15 protein-coding genes are annotated in these 15098 nt (G+C 59.8%); 2 read left to right on the top strand and 13 right to left on the bottom strand.

Going from position 1 to position 15098, the window contains the following annotated elements; all coding sequences use genetic code 11:
• Positions 1–12 precede the first annotated feature (12 nt).
• From ACOOHD_RS09935 to ACOOHD_RS09910, 6 genes are all read right to left on the bottom strand, one after another.
• A complete protein-coding gene (locus ACOOHD_RS09935) occupies positions 13–555 on the bottom strand; it encodes a hypothetical protein (RefSeq protein ID WP_420457723.1) in 543 nt (180 codons plus the stop codon).
• 77 nt (positions 556–632) lie between these two features.
• Positions 633–872, bottom strand: a complete 240-nt coding sequence (locus ACOOHD_RS09930; protein ID WP_420457722.1) for a hypothetical protein — start codon at positions 870–872, stop codon at positions 633–635.
• 89 nt (positions 873–961) lie between these two features.
• Positions 962–1390 carry a DUF2147 domain-containing protein gene (locus tag ACOOHD_RS09925; RefSeq protein ID WP_420457721.1) on the bottom strand — a complete coding sequence of 143 codons (429 nt, stop codon included), beginning with the start codon at positions 1388–1390 and terminating at the stop codon, positions 962–964.
• 143 nt (positions 1391–1533) lie between these two features.
• Complete coding sequence (locus ACOOHD_RS09920) at positions 1534–2931, bottom strand: peptidylprolyl isomerase (RefSeq protein WP_420457720.1); 1398 nt, start codon at positions 2929–2931, stop codon at positions 1534–1536.
• Complete coding sequence (locus tag ACOOHD_RS09915) at positions 2928–3794, bottom strand: hypothetical protein (RefSeq protein ID WP_420457719.1); 867 nt, start codon at positions 3792–3794, stop codon at positions 2928–2930. The genes ACOOHD_RS09920 and ACOOHD_RS09915 overlap by 4 nt, the downstream gene beginning before the upstream one ends.
• Positions 3791–5752 carry a peptidylprolyl isomerase gene (locus tag ACOOHD_RS09910; RefSeq protein ID WP_420457718.1) on the bottom strand — a complete coding sequence of 654 codons (1962 nt, stop codon included), beginning with the start codon at positions 5750–5752 and terminating at the stop codon, positions 3791–3793. The genes ACOOHD_RS09915 and ACOOHD_RS09910 overlap by 4 nt, the downstream gene beginning before the upstream one ends.
• Before the next feature lie 98 nt (positions 5753–5850).
• On the opposite strand from ACOOHD_RS09910, the gene ACOOHD_RS09905 reads away from it, so the two are divergent.
• Positions 5851–7323, top strand: coding sequence for a lipopolysaccharide biosynthesis protein (locus tag ACOOHD_RS09905; RefSeq protein ID WP_420457717.1), 1473 nt, complete (start codon positions 5851–5853; stop codon positions 7321–7323).
• Between the two features lie 7 nt (positions 7324–7330).
• A complete protein-coding gene (locus tag ACOOHD_RS09900) occupies positions 7331–8002 on the top strand; it encodes an SGNH/GDSL hydrolase family protein (protein ID WP_420457716.1) in 672 nt (223 codons plus the stop codon).
• Positions 8003–8261: 259 nt separating this feature from the next.
• On the opposite strand, the gene ACOOHD_RS09895 is transcribed toward ACOOHD_RS09900, so the two are convergent.
• The 7 genes from ACOOHD_RS09895 to ACOOHD_RS09865 form a co-directional block, all read right to left on the bottom strand.
• Positions 8262–9083 carry an ion transporter gene (locus ACOOHD_RS09895; protein ID WP_420457715.1) on the bottom strand — a complete coding sequence of 274 codons (822 nt, stop codon included), beginning with the start codon at positions 9081–9083 and terminating at the stop codon, positions 8262–8264.
• Positions 9084–9119: 36 nt separating this feature from the next.
• Positions 9120–11057 carry a tetratricopeptide repeat-containing sensor histidine kinase gene (locus ACOOHD_RS09890; RefSeq protein WP_420457714.1) on the bottom strand — a complete coding sequence of 646 codons (1938 nt, stop codon included), beginning with the start codon at positions 11055–11057 and terminating at the stop codon, positions 9120–9122.
• A gap of 12 nt (positions 11058–11069) precedes the next feature.
• Complete coding sequence (locus ACOOHD_RS09885; RefSeq protein WP_420457713.1) at positions 11070–11219, bottom strand: hypothetical protein; 150 nt, start codon at positions 11217–11219, stop codon at positions 11070–11072.
• Positions 11220–11325: 106 nt separating this feature from the next.
• Complete coding sequence (locus tag ACOOHD_RS09880) at positions 11326–12090, bottom strand: LytR/AlgR family response regulator transcription factor (protein ID WP_420457712.1); 765 nt, start codon at positions 12088–12090, stop codon at positions 11326–11328.
• Positions 12091–12140: 50 nt separating this feature from the next.
• On the bottom strand, positions 12141–12707 hold the full coding sequence (gene lptC / locus ACOOHD_RS09875) for an LPS export ABC transporter periplasmic protein LptC (protein WP_420457711.1): 567 nt from the start codon (positions 12705–12707) through the stop codon (positions 12141–12143).
• Entirely contained in the window at positions 12707–12880 is a 174-nt protein-coding gene (locus ACOOHD_RS09870; protein WP_420457710.1) for a hypothetical protein, read from the bottom strand. Before ACOOHD_RS09870 ends, lptC begins: the two co-directional genes overlap by 1 nt.
• A 36-nt stretch (positions 12881–12916) precedes the next feature.
• On the bottom strand, positions 12917–15061 hold the full coding sequence (locus ACOOHD_RS09865; protein ID WP_420457709.1) for a SurA N-terminal domain-containing protein: 2145 nt from the start codon (positions 15059–15061) through the stop codon (positions 12917–12919).
• Between the last annotated feature and the right edge of the window lie 37 nt (positions 15062–15098).

The raw sequence follows: 15098 nt of genomic DNA, 5'->3' as shown, positions 1-15098 counted from the left end.
ATTTTGTCCCAGTTACTTCAGCAGCCCCCCGAGCGCACCACCCAGTCCGCCGCCGGAGTTGCCGTCGCTATCGCCACTCCCCCCCAGCAGATCGCCGGCTTTACCAAGTAGCCCCCCGGCATCGAGACCGAGCACCGATAGGAGGCTGCCCTTATCAATGTCGTCCGTATCGCCGGCTGCACGGGTCTTGCCGGCCAGTTTGCTCATGATGAAGGGCAGGGCATACGAGCTGACGGTCTGCGCCATGCTGGCCGGAATGCCGAGCTTACCGGTGAGCTTGTTGATAAAGTTCCCGGCAATGCCCTGGTAGACGGCGTTCTGCATCAGGGAGCCTGCACCTGTGGCCCCGCCGCCCCCTGCGCTGCCGGAAGCTCCTTTGACCATGTCTAGAATACCGCCGATGTTGCCGCTTGATGCAGCGCTAGTAAGGCCCTCGGTGATGGATTCCTTGGCCAGGGGGACGGCCTGTTCGGCCTGCCCTGCCTGCAGGCCGGTCTGCTGGGTGAGGTGGGTGACGAGCTGGCCCTTGGCCGCATCGATGAGGGAGTCTAACATGGCGTGATAGTTTATAGAAAGTAGGTAAACGCAAAGAAGCACTGCCCGGGGGACAGTGCTTCTTTGCAAAATACGGTTTAGCAACAAAGTTGCGGGGTAGGCTCGCCGCGGGCGTAACGTAGGATGGCATCGACGATACGTCGTCGGGGGCTAAATTTGATGCGGGGCAGGGCGGCCTGGGCCTCGACCATACGCACCAGTTCGGTGATGAGGGCGGGGTCAGCGGCCAGGGCAGCTTCGGTAGCCGCGATCTGATCATCGTCGGCCTCGCCGTAGGCATAAGCCACAAGGTCATTAGGGGTAAATGTTTGCTTCATGAGGAAGAATCTTGTGTAAATCAAAGTGTCAGGGGAAAGACCTAGATCGGGCGCCGTTCGTGGCCCCGAGCAGGCTAAAATGTAAAACTTTATTCGCGAACCCACCGCTGGGTGCGGTACAGTCCGGTCCAGTGTTTGCCACGTACGTAGAGTACGTCGGGTTCGTCGGCCTCAAACCACACGGAGAGCTTGTAGGTCGCCCCCTTCTGGGGGTCAAGGATGGTGCCGCCGTCCCAGCTCATCGCAGCATCGGGTTCCAGCCCGTCGATGATCTGCATACCCAGGATGGGAGCGTTGTTCTGTTTGCCGCCACACTCGGTGCATACCGCATCGGTATTACCGGTCAGTATCTCGGCGATCTTACCGTCGAATTGCTTTCCGCTGGCATAGATCTCGATGATGCTCTTGGCCTCACCGCTGTCCTCATCGATTGTTTTCCACCGTCCGGCCGGAGTATCGATCTGGGCGGAGGTCATAAAGCTGAACGTCATCAGCACCAAAGAGAAGAAATACTGCATATTGATACAGAGTTAACGGGCCATGGGGTATTCATGGTGTTGGGTTAACGAGTTATTTTTCCTTACAATAGATTTTATACAATGGTTGCTTAGCTGGCGAGCGTTCCGACCGATCGGCCTAACCGTCGGTCGGAACGCTCATACTATTTGCCAGTGACAATTTTTCCATTCTCTCCCCCCACGGTGATCTTCCGGCTGTCCTCCAGCCAGATTTTGATCTGCGGACAGGCGTGGTAACGCTCGTCAATCTCGACGAAGGTGGAGCCCACCCGCCGCTCAATCCAGTCACTGAGGTACTCCTGCTGCTTGGCGTTCTTGGTGGCATCCTGGATCTTGGCGTAATCCTGGCTTAGGGTAGCCCGGTGGGGGGAGCTACGGCTACGGAGCTGCACGATGCGGAGTAGGGGGTCGCCCGTAGGACCGCGAAACTCCATGACCTCACTCAGAGAGTCGATCTTCAGCTCATCGATGGCGAAGTATACGTCGGGGTCCAGATCGCCGATCTCGAAGAAGGTGTTGCCGCTGGCCGGGTTGCTCATGCGCCCGTCGTTGTTGTAGCTCTGCACCTTATCGTAGCCGAAGCGCTTAACGGCGTAGCTAAAACTGAAGGTGTCGACCCGGATCAGGTTGGCAATGCTGTCGAGGTAGTGGCGTGACTTTTCCAGGTCGTCTTCCGTGATCTCGGGTTGGAGTAGGATGTGGCTCACGCGGATGGAGTTGCCCCGCCGGCCGTCGAGCCGGATGAGGTGGTAGCCGAATTCGGTTTCCACGACCTGACTAATTTCTCCCGGATCGAGATTATAGGCCGCAGCCTCAAACTCAGCGACGAACTTACCGCGCTTCGTCCAGCCCAGGTCGCCCCCGCCCCGGGCGCTACCGTCGGCGCTGTTCTGGCGGGCGGCGTCCTCGAAGGTGATCGTACCGGCCAAAATCTGCTCGCGCAGCGTATCCAGACGGGCAATAACGACCTGCTTGGTGGAGTCATTGGCCTCGGGCTTGATGACCAACTCACCCACCTCGACCTCGGAGTTGAAGTAGGGCAGGCTGTCGTAGGGAATTTGGGCAAAAAAGTTTTTGACCTCCGCCGGGGTCACCTTCACCTCCTGCACCACCGAAGCCCGCATACGATCTACGGCGAGTTGCTCGCGCAGGTCCTCGCGGAATTGTTCTTTAGTGGCGGTGATGCTCTGCCCGTAGTAATCCTCAAACTGGTTCACATCGCCGCCCATGTAGCTCAGGATGCGGTCGATGCGGGCGTTAAGCTGCTGTTCGACCTCGGCGTCGTTGACCTCGATACTGTCTAGCTTCGATTGGTTGTAAAGCAGTTTGCCCACCAGGCTCTGGTCCAGGATGGCGCAGCGGATGTCCGGCGGTAGGGAGTCATTGGTCTGCGACTGCTCCAGGGCGTAGCGCTCCTCGAGCTCGGAGAGGAGGATATACTCTCCCCCCACGCGGGCGATGACCTCGTCGATCACGGCCCGCTGCTGACCGAAGGCGGAGCCGGCGGTGGCAAGAAGGAAAAAAAGAACGATCTTATTCATGTGTCCCGATTATTGGGGGGGTAAAACTCAATATTACTGCGGCGGGCCTCCCGCTCGAAAATCTCTTCCCGCGTCCGCTCCAGCACTTCCCGCTTGCGGGTATGCAGAATGGCGCGGCGGGCCTGCTCTACGACGTAGCTTAGGGGAGCGATCTCCTTACGCGGCTTCAGCTCGAAGAGCCGGAAGTAGTAGCGGTGCGTCCCGTCCTGCTGACTAAATTCCCGTTTGGAATTCACGTTGTCGGCCGTCAGCGTACCCTCGGGCAGTTGCTGGGCGATCTTGTCCAGGCTGTACCAAGCCGAATCGTTGAGCAGGGCCACCTCGGCGTAGCTACGGGTGTAGTCGGCCAGGGCAGCGGTATCCTGGGGGTTACCATTGTTCCACAAATCCTGTAGCGAGGCCTCCTCCGGGGTAGGGTAGGGTACCCGAACGAACAGACAACGCACGATGGGCACCTCCAGTTGGTACTGCTCCTTGGTGGCCTCGTAGTAGGCCTCCAGTTCCTCCTGCGTGATCGTGCTGTCGAGCTTAGCGCTTACCAACTGCTCCTCATAGCTACTCCGGACCAGACTGGCCCGGTAATCGCGTACCAGTCGGTCGAGGTTCAGATCACTGGGTGCGTGCTGTTCGCTCTCCCACAGTAGCACCGCATCACGGGCCCAGCGGTTGGCGAAGGCCTCGATGATGACGGCACTATCGGCGGCCGTGGCACGCTCCGGGAACATGCCCTCCATCTCGGAGAGCCGTAGTTCGCGTTGGTGTACCCGGGCCAGTACCGGATCATCGGTTGGCCCCAGCTCCGGCTCGTTACAACTACAAAGACAAATCAGGGCAGCCGTTGCTGCCCGGTAGGCTAGCTTCAAGAGGCGATGAGTTTGTTTAGCACCTTCTTGTTCACCTTCACCGCGTAGGTCTGCCGCAGTTGCTCGACCCACTCCCGCTCCAGTTGGTCCTGGTAGTCGGCAATGACGTAGCCACGCGCTTCCTGCAGCTCCTTGGGGCGGGCGGGCTCCGTAGCTACCACGCGGTAGAATTGCACCATACCGCTGGGGTCTTCCTCCGCGACGGTCTGACTGCCCACCTCCATCGCCAGCCCCTCGGGCAGTCGGTCGGCCTCGTAGAGCTCCTCCTCCACGGCCACGTCCTGGCGCCCGAAGAATTCCATCGTCTCCTCGGCGTCGTGATCGGCGGCGTAGGTCAGTACATCCTCTACACGGAGGGAGTCACTGGGCCGTAACCGATAAAATTGCACCCGGGCACGGGGAGCGTACTGGTACTGATCGCGGTGGGCGTTGAAGTACGCCTCCAGCCCCGTGGTATCGGTACCGGCCTTGTCCCAGACCTCCAACTTGGTGGCCTCAAAGAGCAGGATGCCCTCCCGGTACTCGCGCATCAGCGCACGGAAGTAAGGGAACTTCACCTCCAGCTGTTCCTCGGCGTAGGCCTGTACCTGCTGCTCCACCCAGGTCTCAAAGAGGCTACGCGCCGCCTCGCTCACGTCCTGGCCGCGCTGCATGCCGGCGCGCTGCCGGGCGTTGCGGGTCAGGTACGTATTGAAGTCGCTCACCTTCAGGGTTTTATCGCCAATGCGCATTAGCGGCAGGTCGTTCTCCGCGGCAAACGTCTTGCGCACATCGAAGAAGCTCGAGTCCAGGGTGGCGGTGTAGGTGGCAAAGTTCTGGTCCATAACATCGGTGCCGTACTGTCGGCGGAGTCGCTGTAGCAGCGCCCGCTGGGCTTCGGCGAAGCGCGGGTCCTGCCGTACGGCGGCCTCCAAGAGAGGGCGTTGCTCCTCCAGGGGTTGTACCCCCCGGCGGGAAACGCGCTTGAGCATGTGGAACCCCACGGGGCTTTCGACTACGTCACTAACCTGCCCGTCCTCCGTCAGCGCAAAGGCCGCCTGCTCGAAGTCTTTATTGTAACGGTTGATGCCAAAGAAGCCGATGTAGCCCCCCTGGTTTTTGGTCTTGTCGTCTTCGCTGAACTCCGCGGCCACCTCCTCGAAGCTACGGCCGGATTCCAGCGCGGCGGCAGCCTGCTGTGCCTTTGCTCGCGCCTGCTCCGCACTCCCGATAGCTATCGGGACCTCGCCCTCCGGATCCTTACGGACCAGTACGTGGGCGATCTCGACCTGGCCATAGGCCGGCCGGTTGCCGTGACGCACAAACAGGTGGTAGCCAGCCGCCGTACGCACCGGACCGTAGACCTCGCCCTCCTTGGCTGACCATAGGGCCTCCTCCAACTGGTGCATGCCGGGGGGCAGGGGAGCACTGACGTAGCCAATACGGCCGCCCTGCTCCTTACTGTAGGTATCCTCGCTGAGCTGCTGGGCCTCCTGGGCGAAGTTGGTCACGGTAAGTCGGTCCCTGATCTGCTGGGCACGCTCGTATACAGCCAGTGTATCCTCGGGCCGGTCACTGGGTAGGCTGAGGAGGATGTGGCTGAAATCAACGTCCTCCTGCTGCCTGGCGTAGAGCTGCTCGACCAGTGGGTCGGTGACCTCGCGGTCGATGAGGTAGTTATCGGCCAGCTGCTTGCGGTAGCCTTCCAGCTCGTTCTGGAGGGCGACGACGGTGTCTAGGCCCATGTCGTGGGCGCGGGCCACCTTGAGTTTGAAGCGCTCGTAGAGGTCGAGGTACTCCATGATGCTCTCGCGGCTGAAGGTGGCCTCCTCGCCGTTGGTCTTGGTGTAGATGTAGCGGAATTCCCCGACGGTGACCGGTTTATCGTCGACGGTGAAGAGGACCTCACTGTCCTCCTGGGCGGTCAGGGGCAGGGCACACAGTAGGGTAAGCGCGAGCCCGAAAATACACTTGATCATACCTTGGTTGGTTCGTACGCGTAGTAGAAAACGGTGCCCGGTAGGGCGCAAAAGTAACCATTTTGCCCGGCTCCTTATTGTAGCCCTACCTTACGGCCGTGTCTCTGCGAAAACTCAGTGGCGAAACCCTCGTCTACGGCCTATCGAGTATCCTGGGGCGCCTGCTCAACTTCGCCCTGGTCACCCCATTCATCACCCGGGTGCTCACCGACGGCGAGGTCGGTCAGGTCGGTAACCTCATGTTCTGGACCGCCCTGCTCATCGCCCTGCTGGTATTTCGCATGGATACGGCGGTGTTTCGCTTTGCGAGTCGGGGGGACTATGCCCCGGCCCTGGTATTTCGGCGGGCCCAGCGGTTGGTGTGGGGGCTGGTGGGCGGGCTGATCGTGCCGCTGTTGCTGCTCTCGCCCTACATCGCGGAGTTACTCGACGCCCCCGCCGCCGCCACCTACGTGCAGTTGGTGCTGCTTACCGTGGCCTTCGACGCGCTAAGCGCCGTGCCCCTGGCCCGCCTGCGGCTGCAGCAGCGCGCCTGGTACTTTGTGGCCGTCAATCTGATCAACGTGGCGGTTAACATCGTCTTGATCTATCTGCTGCTGTACGCCCTACCGGCCTATTTTCCGGAGCGTTTTGTACCAGGCTTTCGCGTGGGCTATTATCTGGTAGCTATCGCCGCTGCGGCCGGGCTCCGCTACATGATTTTGCTGGGAGACGGAGTGCAGCAGCCTGCCGTACCCCTATACGAGCACGGCGAATTAAGAGCACCTTCCTTCTCCCGCCTGCTGCGCTATAGCCTGCCGCTCACGGTCGTTTCCGTCGCCGGTATTGCCAATGGACTGGTAGGCCCCAGCGTACTACTGGCCTATGACGAGGCGGCCGCCGGCTACTTCACTGCCGCTTTGCGCATGGCGGTATTCCTGAACCTCTTCGTCACTGCCTACCAGTACGCCGCCGAGCCCTTCTTTTTCCGGCAGTCGAGTAAGGACCTGGCCACGGCCGACCGTCGCATCTACGCCGACGCTATGCGGGCCTACGGACTGGTGGGCACCCTGGCCTGCGCCGGTATCTTGCTGGCCCTACCCTGGCTGCAGTTCTTCATCGGTCCCGATGTGCGCCCCGGGCTGGTGGTTCTACCGATTCTCCTGGCCGCCAATTTCCTCTTCGGCATCTACTCCAACCTCAGTATCGCCTACAAGCTCACCGACCAGACGTTTCTGGGGGGAGGTATCGCGCTGGTGGGGTCGATCTTCGCGGTGGGGGGACCACTGCTCTTCACCCACCGGTATGGCATTTACGCCCCCGCCCTGGGTATGCTGCTGTGTTTTCTGGTGATGTGCGTGCTGGCCTACCGGGTCTCCCAGCGCTACTTTCCGGTCGACTATCCCTTTGCGCGCCTACTGGGCTACGCGGCACTGGCGGCTGGGGCCGTGTGGCTCGGGGAGCTCTCCGCTGCCCTGTGGTACCGCACCGCGTTGATCCTGGCCCTGCTGCTTACCTTGGCCTTGCTTGAGCGCCACTGGCTCCTCCGTACGTTTCAAGGGGGCGGGGCCGCCGGTGCCACGAAATCGTAATGCCGCTATGCCGTCCCGTACCACCTTCCTGCTCCTGGTCACGACTCTACTGATGACCTGTACGACGCCACTCCGAAAGCGCAACCTGCTGATCATCGGCGACAGTAACGGCGCGGCCCGCGAGGGTTGGGTCGCCCAGCTCCAGGACATACGCGGCGGTGGCCCCCTGGTTAATACTTCGTTGGGCGGCAACACCATTGGCTTTACCGACGACGGCGACATGGGCCGCAACACCCTGGAGAACCTCACCCCCTACCTGCGGCGGGGCTACGCCGAGCTGGGGGGTATCGACGAGATTTTGATCGCCCTGGGCACCAATGATTGCAAGCAGAAGTTTGGCGACCGCCACGATGAGATCATCACGAATCTGGAGACGCTGCTCAGTCGTACGCAGGCCTTCTTCACCGAGCGGGGGCAGGACATGCCGCGGATTGTGCTCCTTACCCCGCCCCCGGCTGGGGCGAATGAGATGGTGAGTGATGAGTTTCAGGGGGTAAAGCAGTGCACGGCTGACTTTAGTGCCGAGCTGCGTACCCTTGCCGCCCGCGAGGGCTACTGTCTGGTGGACCTACAGACGAAGCCCGGCGATCGGGTATTAACCTACTCCCAGGATGGCATTCACTTCGACGCTGAGGGCTACCGGTTGTTGGCCCGGGCGGTGGTGAGCGCTTGTTACTGAAGAATGGAGGCGGGGTATAAGGTCGAGTGGCCTCTGGCCCGAGCCTGTGACACCCGCGGAAAATGGCGCAGCCACTTTCCTTACTGTACGGCTCTGCTCGGGCCGGAGGCCGCTCGACCTTGGTGCGTGGACGCCTCAACTTACCTTTCGGTGAGTACACAGTTAGACTCTTCTCTACTAAGGAGGACTCGACCGGTGCATCCACAATGAAGGGTAGCAGACGTACTAGTACCCTGTTTTCCTGAGCATGGGCGCATCATCACTCATTTAGCCGCCCGCCACAGTACTTACAGAACACCGCATCCGCCGAATGGCCCTCCCGCGAGCAGTAGCGGCAGGACTGGGTGGAGAGCTGATGATCTTTGTCCTTCCCCGCGACCATCTCACTGGTCACGATGCCGGTGGGTACGGCAATGATGGCGTAGCCGAGTATCATCACAACCGCGGAGAGAAATTGCCCGATTTTAGTCTGGGGCGTAATATCTCCGTAGCCCACCGTGGTAATGGTAACTATGGCCCAGTATACCGCCCGCGGGATAGAAGAGAAGCCGTCGTTACTCCCTCCCTCGATTAGGTACATCACCGAGCCAATGATGATCACGAGAATGGTAACCGCAAAGAGGAAAACCAGAATTTTATTCCGGCTGGAAATGATAGCCCGCCCTAGCTGATCGCCCTCACTGAGGTACTGGCCCAGTTTGAAGACCCGGAAAATGCGCATCAGTCGCAGGATGCGAATGATGAGAAAGTACTGGCTATTGGGTACGAGTAGACTCAGATAGGAGGGCAAGATTGCGAGAATATCGACGATGCCGTAAAAGCTCAGTGCGTAGGTCCAGGGCCGGATCGTGACCCACAGCCGCAATACATACTCAATAGTAAAAATGATAGTCAGCAACCACTCGATGTAGAAAAAGGCCGTCCCGTACGTCTGGTTCCAGTCCTCCGACGATTCCAGCATCACGACCAGGATCGAGAAGCAGATCAGCAGCAGCAGAGTGACGTCGAAGGCCTTTCCCTCCGGCGTATCCGCTTCAAAGATTATTTCGTGAACCCGGTCGCGAAGTGATCGTTCCGCCATGCCGGCCAAAGGTAACTTAGCAGCCGCACACTATCCTCACCGCCGCTGCCGCGGCGGCACGTCGCTGATGGGTATGCGCACCTCTACCCGCGTGCCCGCCGCTACTCCCGCGGGGTCGTACAGGTCGGTGATGGTCACCCACTCCTCCTCCTGCTGCGTATCCGATAGGAGCCGAAGACGGCTTTCGGTAATCTCGGTGCCGCGGCTTTGGTGCTGGCGACCGGGATCGAGCGCCTGCATCTCGCGTACCCGTACGCGACCGATACCATCGTCCGTCACGGTCGCCAGCAGGTGATCGTCGTCATCGGTGGTAGCAAAGGTAACCGCGATGTGGCCCCGGGCTTGCCCGCGCAGTCCGTGCTCGATGGCGTTCTCCACGTAGGGCTGTAGGATCATGGTGGGTACGCCGATAATATCTTCTTCTAAGTCCGGACTTAGAGTGATCTCGTACGTCAACTGCCCCTCAAAGCGCAGGTGGCGGTTGATCTCCAGGTAGTCGGTCAGAAACTGCCGCTCCTCCTCCAGGCTGATGGCTTCGTAGTTGCTGTACTCCAGGCTGCGGCGCATAAGCATGGCAAACTTGGCCAGGTATTTGCTGGCGGTGGCCGCCTCGTTGTCCGAGATGAAGGACTGGATGCTGTTGAGCGCGTTGTAGAGGAAGTGGGGGTTCATTTGCGCCCGCAGGGCTCGTAACTGCAGTTGGCTGGCCCGCAGTTTAAGCTGGCGGTTCTCCTGCTCGCGCTGTTCGGCGCGGAACTGTGCGGCGAACTGCTGCTGCCGCATCAGGTCGATCTGGGTGTGGTAGCGCTGGTTGTAGTGGTCATAGGTGCGGTGATGGGTGTAGGCGGCGCGGTAGTCATCCGTCTCCTCGTATGCGACACTCAGGTAGAGGTAGGCGTCGGCCGTGAGGCTCAGGAGCTGGGGGTCGCTCGTGGTATCGTCTACGGGCACCACCTCGAGGATGTACTGAAGCTGATCGATGGCCTCCGCCCACTGGTTGCTGTCCATGAGTAGCGTAGCGCGCATAGACCCTACGATGGCCAGTTGCACCTGATCGGGATCGCGTTCGCTACGGTAGAGTGCTTCGGCACGGGCCAGGTAATGACCGGCCTGCTCGGCCTGCTCCAGGTAGTGGTAGCAATAGCCCATATTGGCGTAGGTAGCAGCCAGGGCCTGGGTAGATCCGTTGGCGTTACTGTCCACTACGGCACGAAAGTAAGTTAGGGCCTGCTCGTACGATCCGCTGGCCAGTAGTTCTTTGCCGAGGTTGAGCTGGTGCCAGGGTAGACGAGCCCGGAGTCCGATCGTTTCACAACAGGTAATCGCTTTTCGAAAAGCAGCGATAGCCCCCTCCCGCTCGCCACTTCCCTGATATACGGCTCCGAGACCGGCCTGGGTGAGGGCATAGAAATAATGGTCTTTCGGGGTGAGCGTAAAGGTGTTACCTTCTAGTAGCGTTTCGGCTTCCATAAATTTACGGGTCGCCTTGGGGTAGCCGAAATACAGCAGGTAGAGATAGCCGTGGCGACTGGCTGCCCGGGCTTGTAGTTGGTCACTCGGGTAGGACTCCAACAGGCGGTAACAGGTATCGAGGTAATCGCTGGCGGCCTCGGTCTGTCCTAAATTGGCCAAGTGGCCGATGTAGTCCAGGTAGATCTCCAGTTTATCGGCGATGTCGCCGCGGCTCTCGGCAATTGCCAGGGCGGTAGCGAAGGGTGCGGCTGCGGCCTCGTGACGGTATTCCTGACTTTCCAGACTCGCTAGGTAGCGGGCGTGATCGAAGGCATAGTCGTATCCGGTACGATCTTCGAGCACGCTTACGGTACTGCCTATGGCTACTAGATGCTCGTCTAATTCAGTAAGGAGTTGCCGGGCACGGACGGGATCGGTATAGACACACTCATGCAGGAGATCACGGATGATCTCAATGCGGGTGAAGGCCGCCGTCGTCGCTGCTACAGGGGAGGCGGGCACCACGGAGAGAGCCTACTGGGGCATGATACCACCGCAGACACGCCGGAACCAGTAGCCACGTCGCTTACCGCCAGTGACTTGATCCATCGTATCGCGGTCCAGCGGTTTCACCGTCTGGTCCTGCTTAAGCTCTTCGATTGTTTTTTTCCCGTTTTTAGCCATGGGAGGCGGACTGTAGTGTTTGGTGTTCAGTAAGTGGTGAGGGTGTGCCGACTATCGGTAAAGGTCACTATCCTAGTTTGAAAGGTAGGTACTATCTAGGTAACGACTAATTAAGCTCCTGTAGCGCCCGTAAACGTGTTAAAAATGCGGGCCTTCGACGCCGGCTTACATCGATGCGCTTGCCATCTTCCATGATGAGGTAACCCCCTTCGCCCTTTACAAAGCGTTTCATGTAGTTCATGTTGATGACATGGCCCTTATGCACGCGGTAAAAATTGCAGTGCGCCAGCAGGTCCTCATAGTGCTTGATGGTGCGCGAGGCGGTGATGCGCTGCCCGTCCCGTAGGTGGATGTGGGTATAGTTATCGTCGGCCTCAAAGCGCACGATGTTGCTGATCTCCTCAAACCGCATACCGTCTACGGCCCCAATGGGCAGTTTCTTGAAGGTGTTCGGATTGCCCTGGTACTGCCGCATGGCGGCAATGCGCTCATCGGTACGGGCCTGTTGCCGGGGCCTGACCCGACCCACTGCCTCCACGAGGCGATCGGGGTCGATGGGCTTAAGAATATACCCGATGCCCGAATAATCGAAGGCCTTCATGGCAAACTGGTCGTAGGCCGTCACGAAAATTACGTCGAAGTTGATGGGGCGTATTTCATCCAGCAGCCGAAAAACTTTGCCGTCACTCAGGTTGATGTCCATGAAGGCCACGTCCACGTGGAGGTCCGGCTGGGCGAATAAGGCTACGCCGGTAGCCACCCCGTCGGCTTCCCCCACTACCTCTACGTCGGGGCAGTGGAGCTGGAGCATATTTTTGAGGTTGACGAGGCCCTTGCGTTCGTCTTCGATGATTACGGCGTTCAGGAGCATGGCGTGGATCAGTAAAGGGGTACGTCACCAAAACTACAAAACGCCCGAGTTTATTCCGTGGGGCGACCTACCGGTATGCGACCGTCCACCTGGAGTACCCGTGCATTTGTGAAGGAAGGATCACTCTCTAGCCCGTAGCCCGTGATGATGTAGTCGGGCTGCGTAAGTACTACGAACTTGTTGGTGTAGATCAGCTCCCGTTGCTCGTCCCAGTTGAGCTCCTCGGTTTCGAGCCGCTGCCGGTCTACGGATTCCCACACGACACTATCTCGTACGGTGATGAGGTTGTTCCTGCGGCGGTAGATGCCCTGATGGGCAACCAGCGTACTGGTTGTATCCTGGTTCTCATCGAGAAAGTATGCGATGATTCCATCCGGAAACTCCTGCCGGGGGTCGGCCGGGGTCAGGTAGTTATACATCGTAGGAGCCTCGAGGATGAGGCGTACGCGGGCCGAATCACTATATAGAATCTGTACCTCGCGGGCCACCTCCACCTGATCGTCGAGCTGCTCCTCGAGGCGGGCTACGTCAGCCGGATCGTTGATGCATCCGCTCAGTAAGCCGCCGACAAGCGCTACCGCCAGAACGGTATGGAATACCTGCCGCCGCAACGGCACTACACCCAGTGTGTAAGCTGGGGCAGGAGGAAACCGTAACGCTCGGGATCTTCGGGCACGAAAGCCTGATTAGCCTTGTAGATGTAGATACACAGTAGAACAAAGAGCAGGAAGGCGATCATACCGCCCATTAGTACGTACCCCTTGATCCCGGCATGTTTTATTTCTGACATCTGGTTCTGGTTTTGGCGGCGGCTTGCGCCCCTTTGTTAACGCCGGTTACTGCATTCGGTGTTCATGCGCTGATCCTCAATGTCTGCTTCCGCACGTAGTCCGTTGAGCAATTGCTGCGGTACGCGGGTACGGCTGTTGAGATTCATCGCCACGCGTGCGCTGGGCAGGCTACCACTGCTACCGGTTGGTGCCGCTGTAAGTGGTTTGACCAGGTACACGCCGTTACTCCCTACGATGGGGCCGACCACCTCGTTCGTGGCTCCGGAGGCCGCCGCGGCGATTACCCTGGGCTCGGCACCGATGCCCTGGGGCAGGTTGTTCTGGGTGAAACTGACGGAAGAGAGCGTATCGATTACCGCGTCATATTGTTGGGCGGCCCGGGCAAGGTCCATGCCCTGCAGCGCTTCGGCCAGTTTGCGGCCCTTCAGCCGATCCCTCACCGGGCCCTCGATGCTACTGCGCAGGGCGGCAACGGGGGCCTCGCCCACGGGCAATACATTTTCTACTCCCACCACCACGTACTTGTCCTCGTAGTAGAAGTTAGGATCGGTGAAGGTGTAGACGAAACCGCTAACGTCGCCCTGGTCGGCTCCGAAGGCCCAGCAGATCATATCCCGCACGTCCTGCCCGTTGCCGAGGTTCTCGATGTAGTAGGTACCGATGTTAAGCGGATCGGTTACCTCTACGGTGAGGCCCTCCGCTTCGGCGGCGGAGCGTAGCTCGGCCAGGTTATTCTTTCCGGTCAGAAACTCCTCGGCGCGGGCCCGCACGGCATCTTCGGTGTCGCTACTGGGGATCATCTGCTCGGTGACGTAGGCTACGTTCACCCGGGGGGTAGTACTACTGCTGCGCCGCACGACCTCGATGAGCTGTACACCGGTCGCCGTACTGATCTTGTACAGTCGGCCGGGTTCGGCGGTGATGAAGGCCAGGCGGTCTACGGCGGGATCGAGTTGACCGGGTTCGATGTTTTCCAGTAAGCCGTTGGTAGCAATGCTGCGCGAATCGCGGTTGAACTCGCCGGCCAGCTCATCAAATTTACCGGGCTCCGCTTCGAGGACGGTCTGGAGGCTGTCGATGAGCCGATTAGCCTCCGTCAGTTGAGTCGGAATGTTGGCGTTGCGTACGATGCGGCGCAGGGTGACACTGTCGGGCACCTCCCGGCGGTCGATGAGTTTAGCCAGGGCCATGAGCTGCCCCTCCACGAAGGGACCGTAGATCTCACCTACCTCCACTTCGTTCATCAGGGTGCTGGCGATCGAAGGGGCAATTTGGTCCTCGGCGACGTAAGTACCGGTGTAGGAGCCGTCGTTGGTGATGGCAAAGAGACTATCCTCGCTGGCCGGAGCCTGACGCCAACGGGCCGCGATGTCCTGCATGGTAGCACGCACCGCGGCACTATCCTCGGGGGTAGCCTCCACGGGGAAGTTGACGTAAGCCAGTTGGCGGGTCTCCTCCAGGTTGTCGTAGCGGCTGCGGTACTCATCGACGTACTCCTGTAGATCGGCGTCCGTGACTTCTACCTCATCGTTATCGAGTTCGTCGAAGGGGATACGCACTACGGCCACGTCGCGGGTGGCGGTCTGGGCATCGGCGTAGTCCTGAGCCATCCAGCTGGGGGCGTACATGGCCTTAGAGACCAGGGCGCTGAGTTTCTCCTGGAGCCGCTGGGTGCGCACCTGCCGGTTCTGGTAGGTCCAGATGTCGGCGAAGTTGGGGTAACGCTGCTGTAGTTCCGAAATATCGCCGGACTCAATTTGTCCGCGCACCTGATTTAAAAAGGTGGGGTCGACCTGACCGGTCTGCCGGTCGCCGTAGGTCTGGCGAATCACGGGGCTGTAGCGGGGGCCGTAGGTGAGCTCGTCGAGCTCGTTGGTGGTCACCGCTAGGCCCAGTTTATCGGTTTCGTTGCGGATCAAGCCCTCGCTGAGGTAGAAATTCCAGAGGTTGTCGCGGCTCTGGTAGGCATCGTTGCTCGTGCCGGCTACCTGGAGGGTCCGCTCGAATTCATTGCGCTCGATCTCGACCTCGCCTACGCGGGCCAGCATGGCCTCGGCCGGGCCGATGGGGCCGCGGGTACCGCTGTTCATGATGTCCGACAGAACGAACAGGGCGATGCCGCCGCCAATGAAGAGGAGGACCAGCAGGGGGTTTTTCCGAATCTTACCAATCAGTGCCATACGCTAGACGTCTTATTTTGCCCCGCCCGGGGGGCTT

It is taken from the genome of Neolewinella sp., from assembly GCF_965214665.1.
In the GTDB taxonomy this organism is placed as follows: Bacteria; Bacteroidota; Bacteroidia; order Chitinophagales; family Saprospiraceae; genus Neolewinella.
The sequence above is the reverse complement of the archived record's forward strand: the minus strand, read 5'-3'. Positions and strand labels throughout refer to the sequence as shown.

What these genes read in the sequence shown, in the direction of transcription:
- ACOOHD_RS09935 (WP_420457723.1), bottom strand. Translation starts at nt 555, where the DNA reads ATGTTAGACTCCCTCATCGATGCGGCCAAGGGCCAGCTCGTCACCCAC.
- ACOOHD_RS09930 (WP_420457722.1), bottom strand. Translation starts at nt 872, where the DNA reads ATGAAGCAAACATTTACCCCTAATGACCTTGTGGCTTATGCCTACGGC.
- ACOOHD_RS09925 (WP_420457721.1), bottom strand. Translation starts at nt 1,390, where the DNA reads ATGCAGTATTTCTTCTCTTTGGTGCTGATGACGTTCAGCTTTATGACC.
- ACOOHD_RS09920 (WP_420457720.1), bottom strand. Translation starts at nt 2,931, where the DNA reads ATGAATAAGATCGTTCTTTTTTTCCTTCTTGCCACCGCCGGCTCCGCC.
- ACOOHD_RS09910 (WP_420457718.1), bottom strand. Translation starts at nt 5,752, where the DNA reads ATGATCAAGTGTATTTTCGGGCTCGCGCTTACCCTACTGTGTGCCCTG.
- ACOOHD_RS09900 (WP_420457716.1), top strand. Translation starts at nt 7,331, where the DNA reads ATGCCGTCCCGTACCACCTTCCTGCTCCTGGTCACGACTCTACTGATG.
- ACOOHD_RS09895 (WP_420457715.1), bottom strand. Translation starts at nt 9,083, where the DNA reads ATGGCGGAACGATCACTTCGCGACCGGGTTCACGAAATAATCTTTGAA.
- ACOOHD_RS09885 (WP_420457713.1), bottom strand. Translation starts at nt 11,219, where the DNA reads ATGGCTAAAAACGGGAAAAAAACAATCGAAGAGCTTAAGCAGGACCAG.
- ACOOHD_RS09880 (WP_420457712.1), bottom strand. Translation starts at nt 12,090, where the DNA reads ATGCTCCTGAACGCCGTAATCATCGAAGACGAACGCAAGGGCCTCGTC.
- ACOOHD_RS09870 (WP_420457710.1), bottom strand. Translation starts at nt 12,880, where the DNA reads ATGTCAGAAATAAAACATGCCGGGATCAAGGGGTACGTACTAATGGGC.
- ACOOHD_RS09865 (WP_420457709.1), bottom strand. Translation starts at nt 15,061, where the DNA reads ATGGCACTGATTGGTAAGATTCGGAAAAACCCCCTGCTGGTCCTCCTC.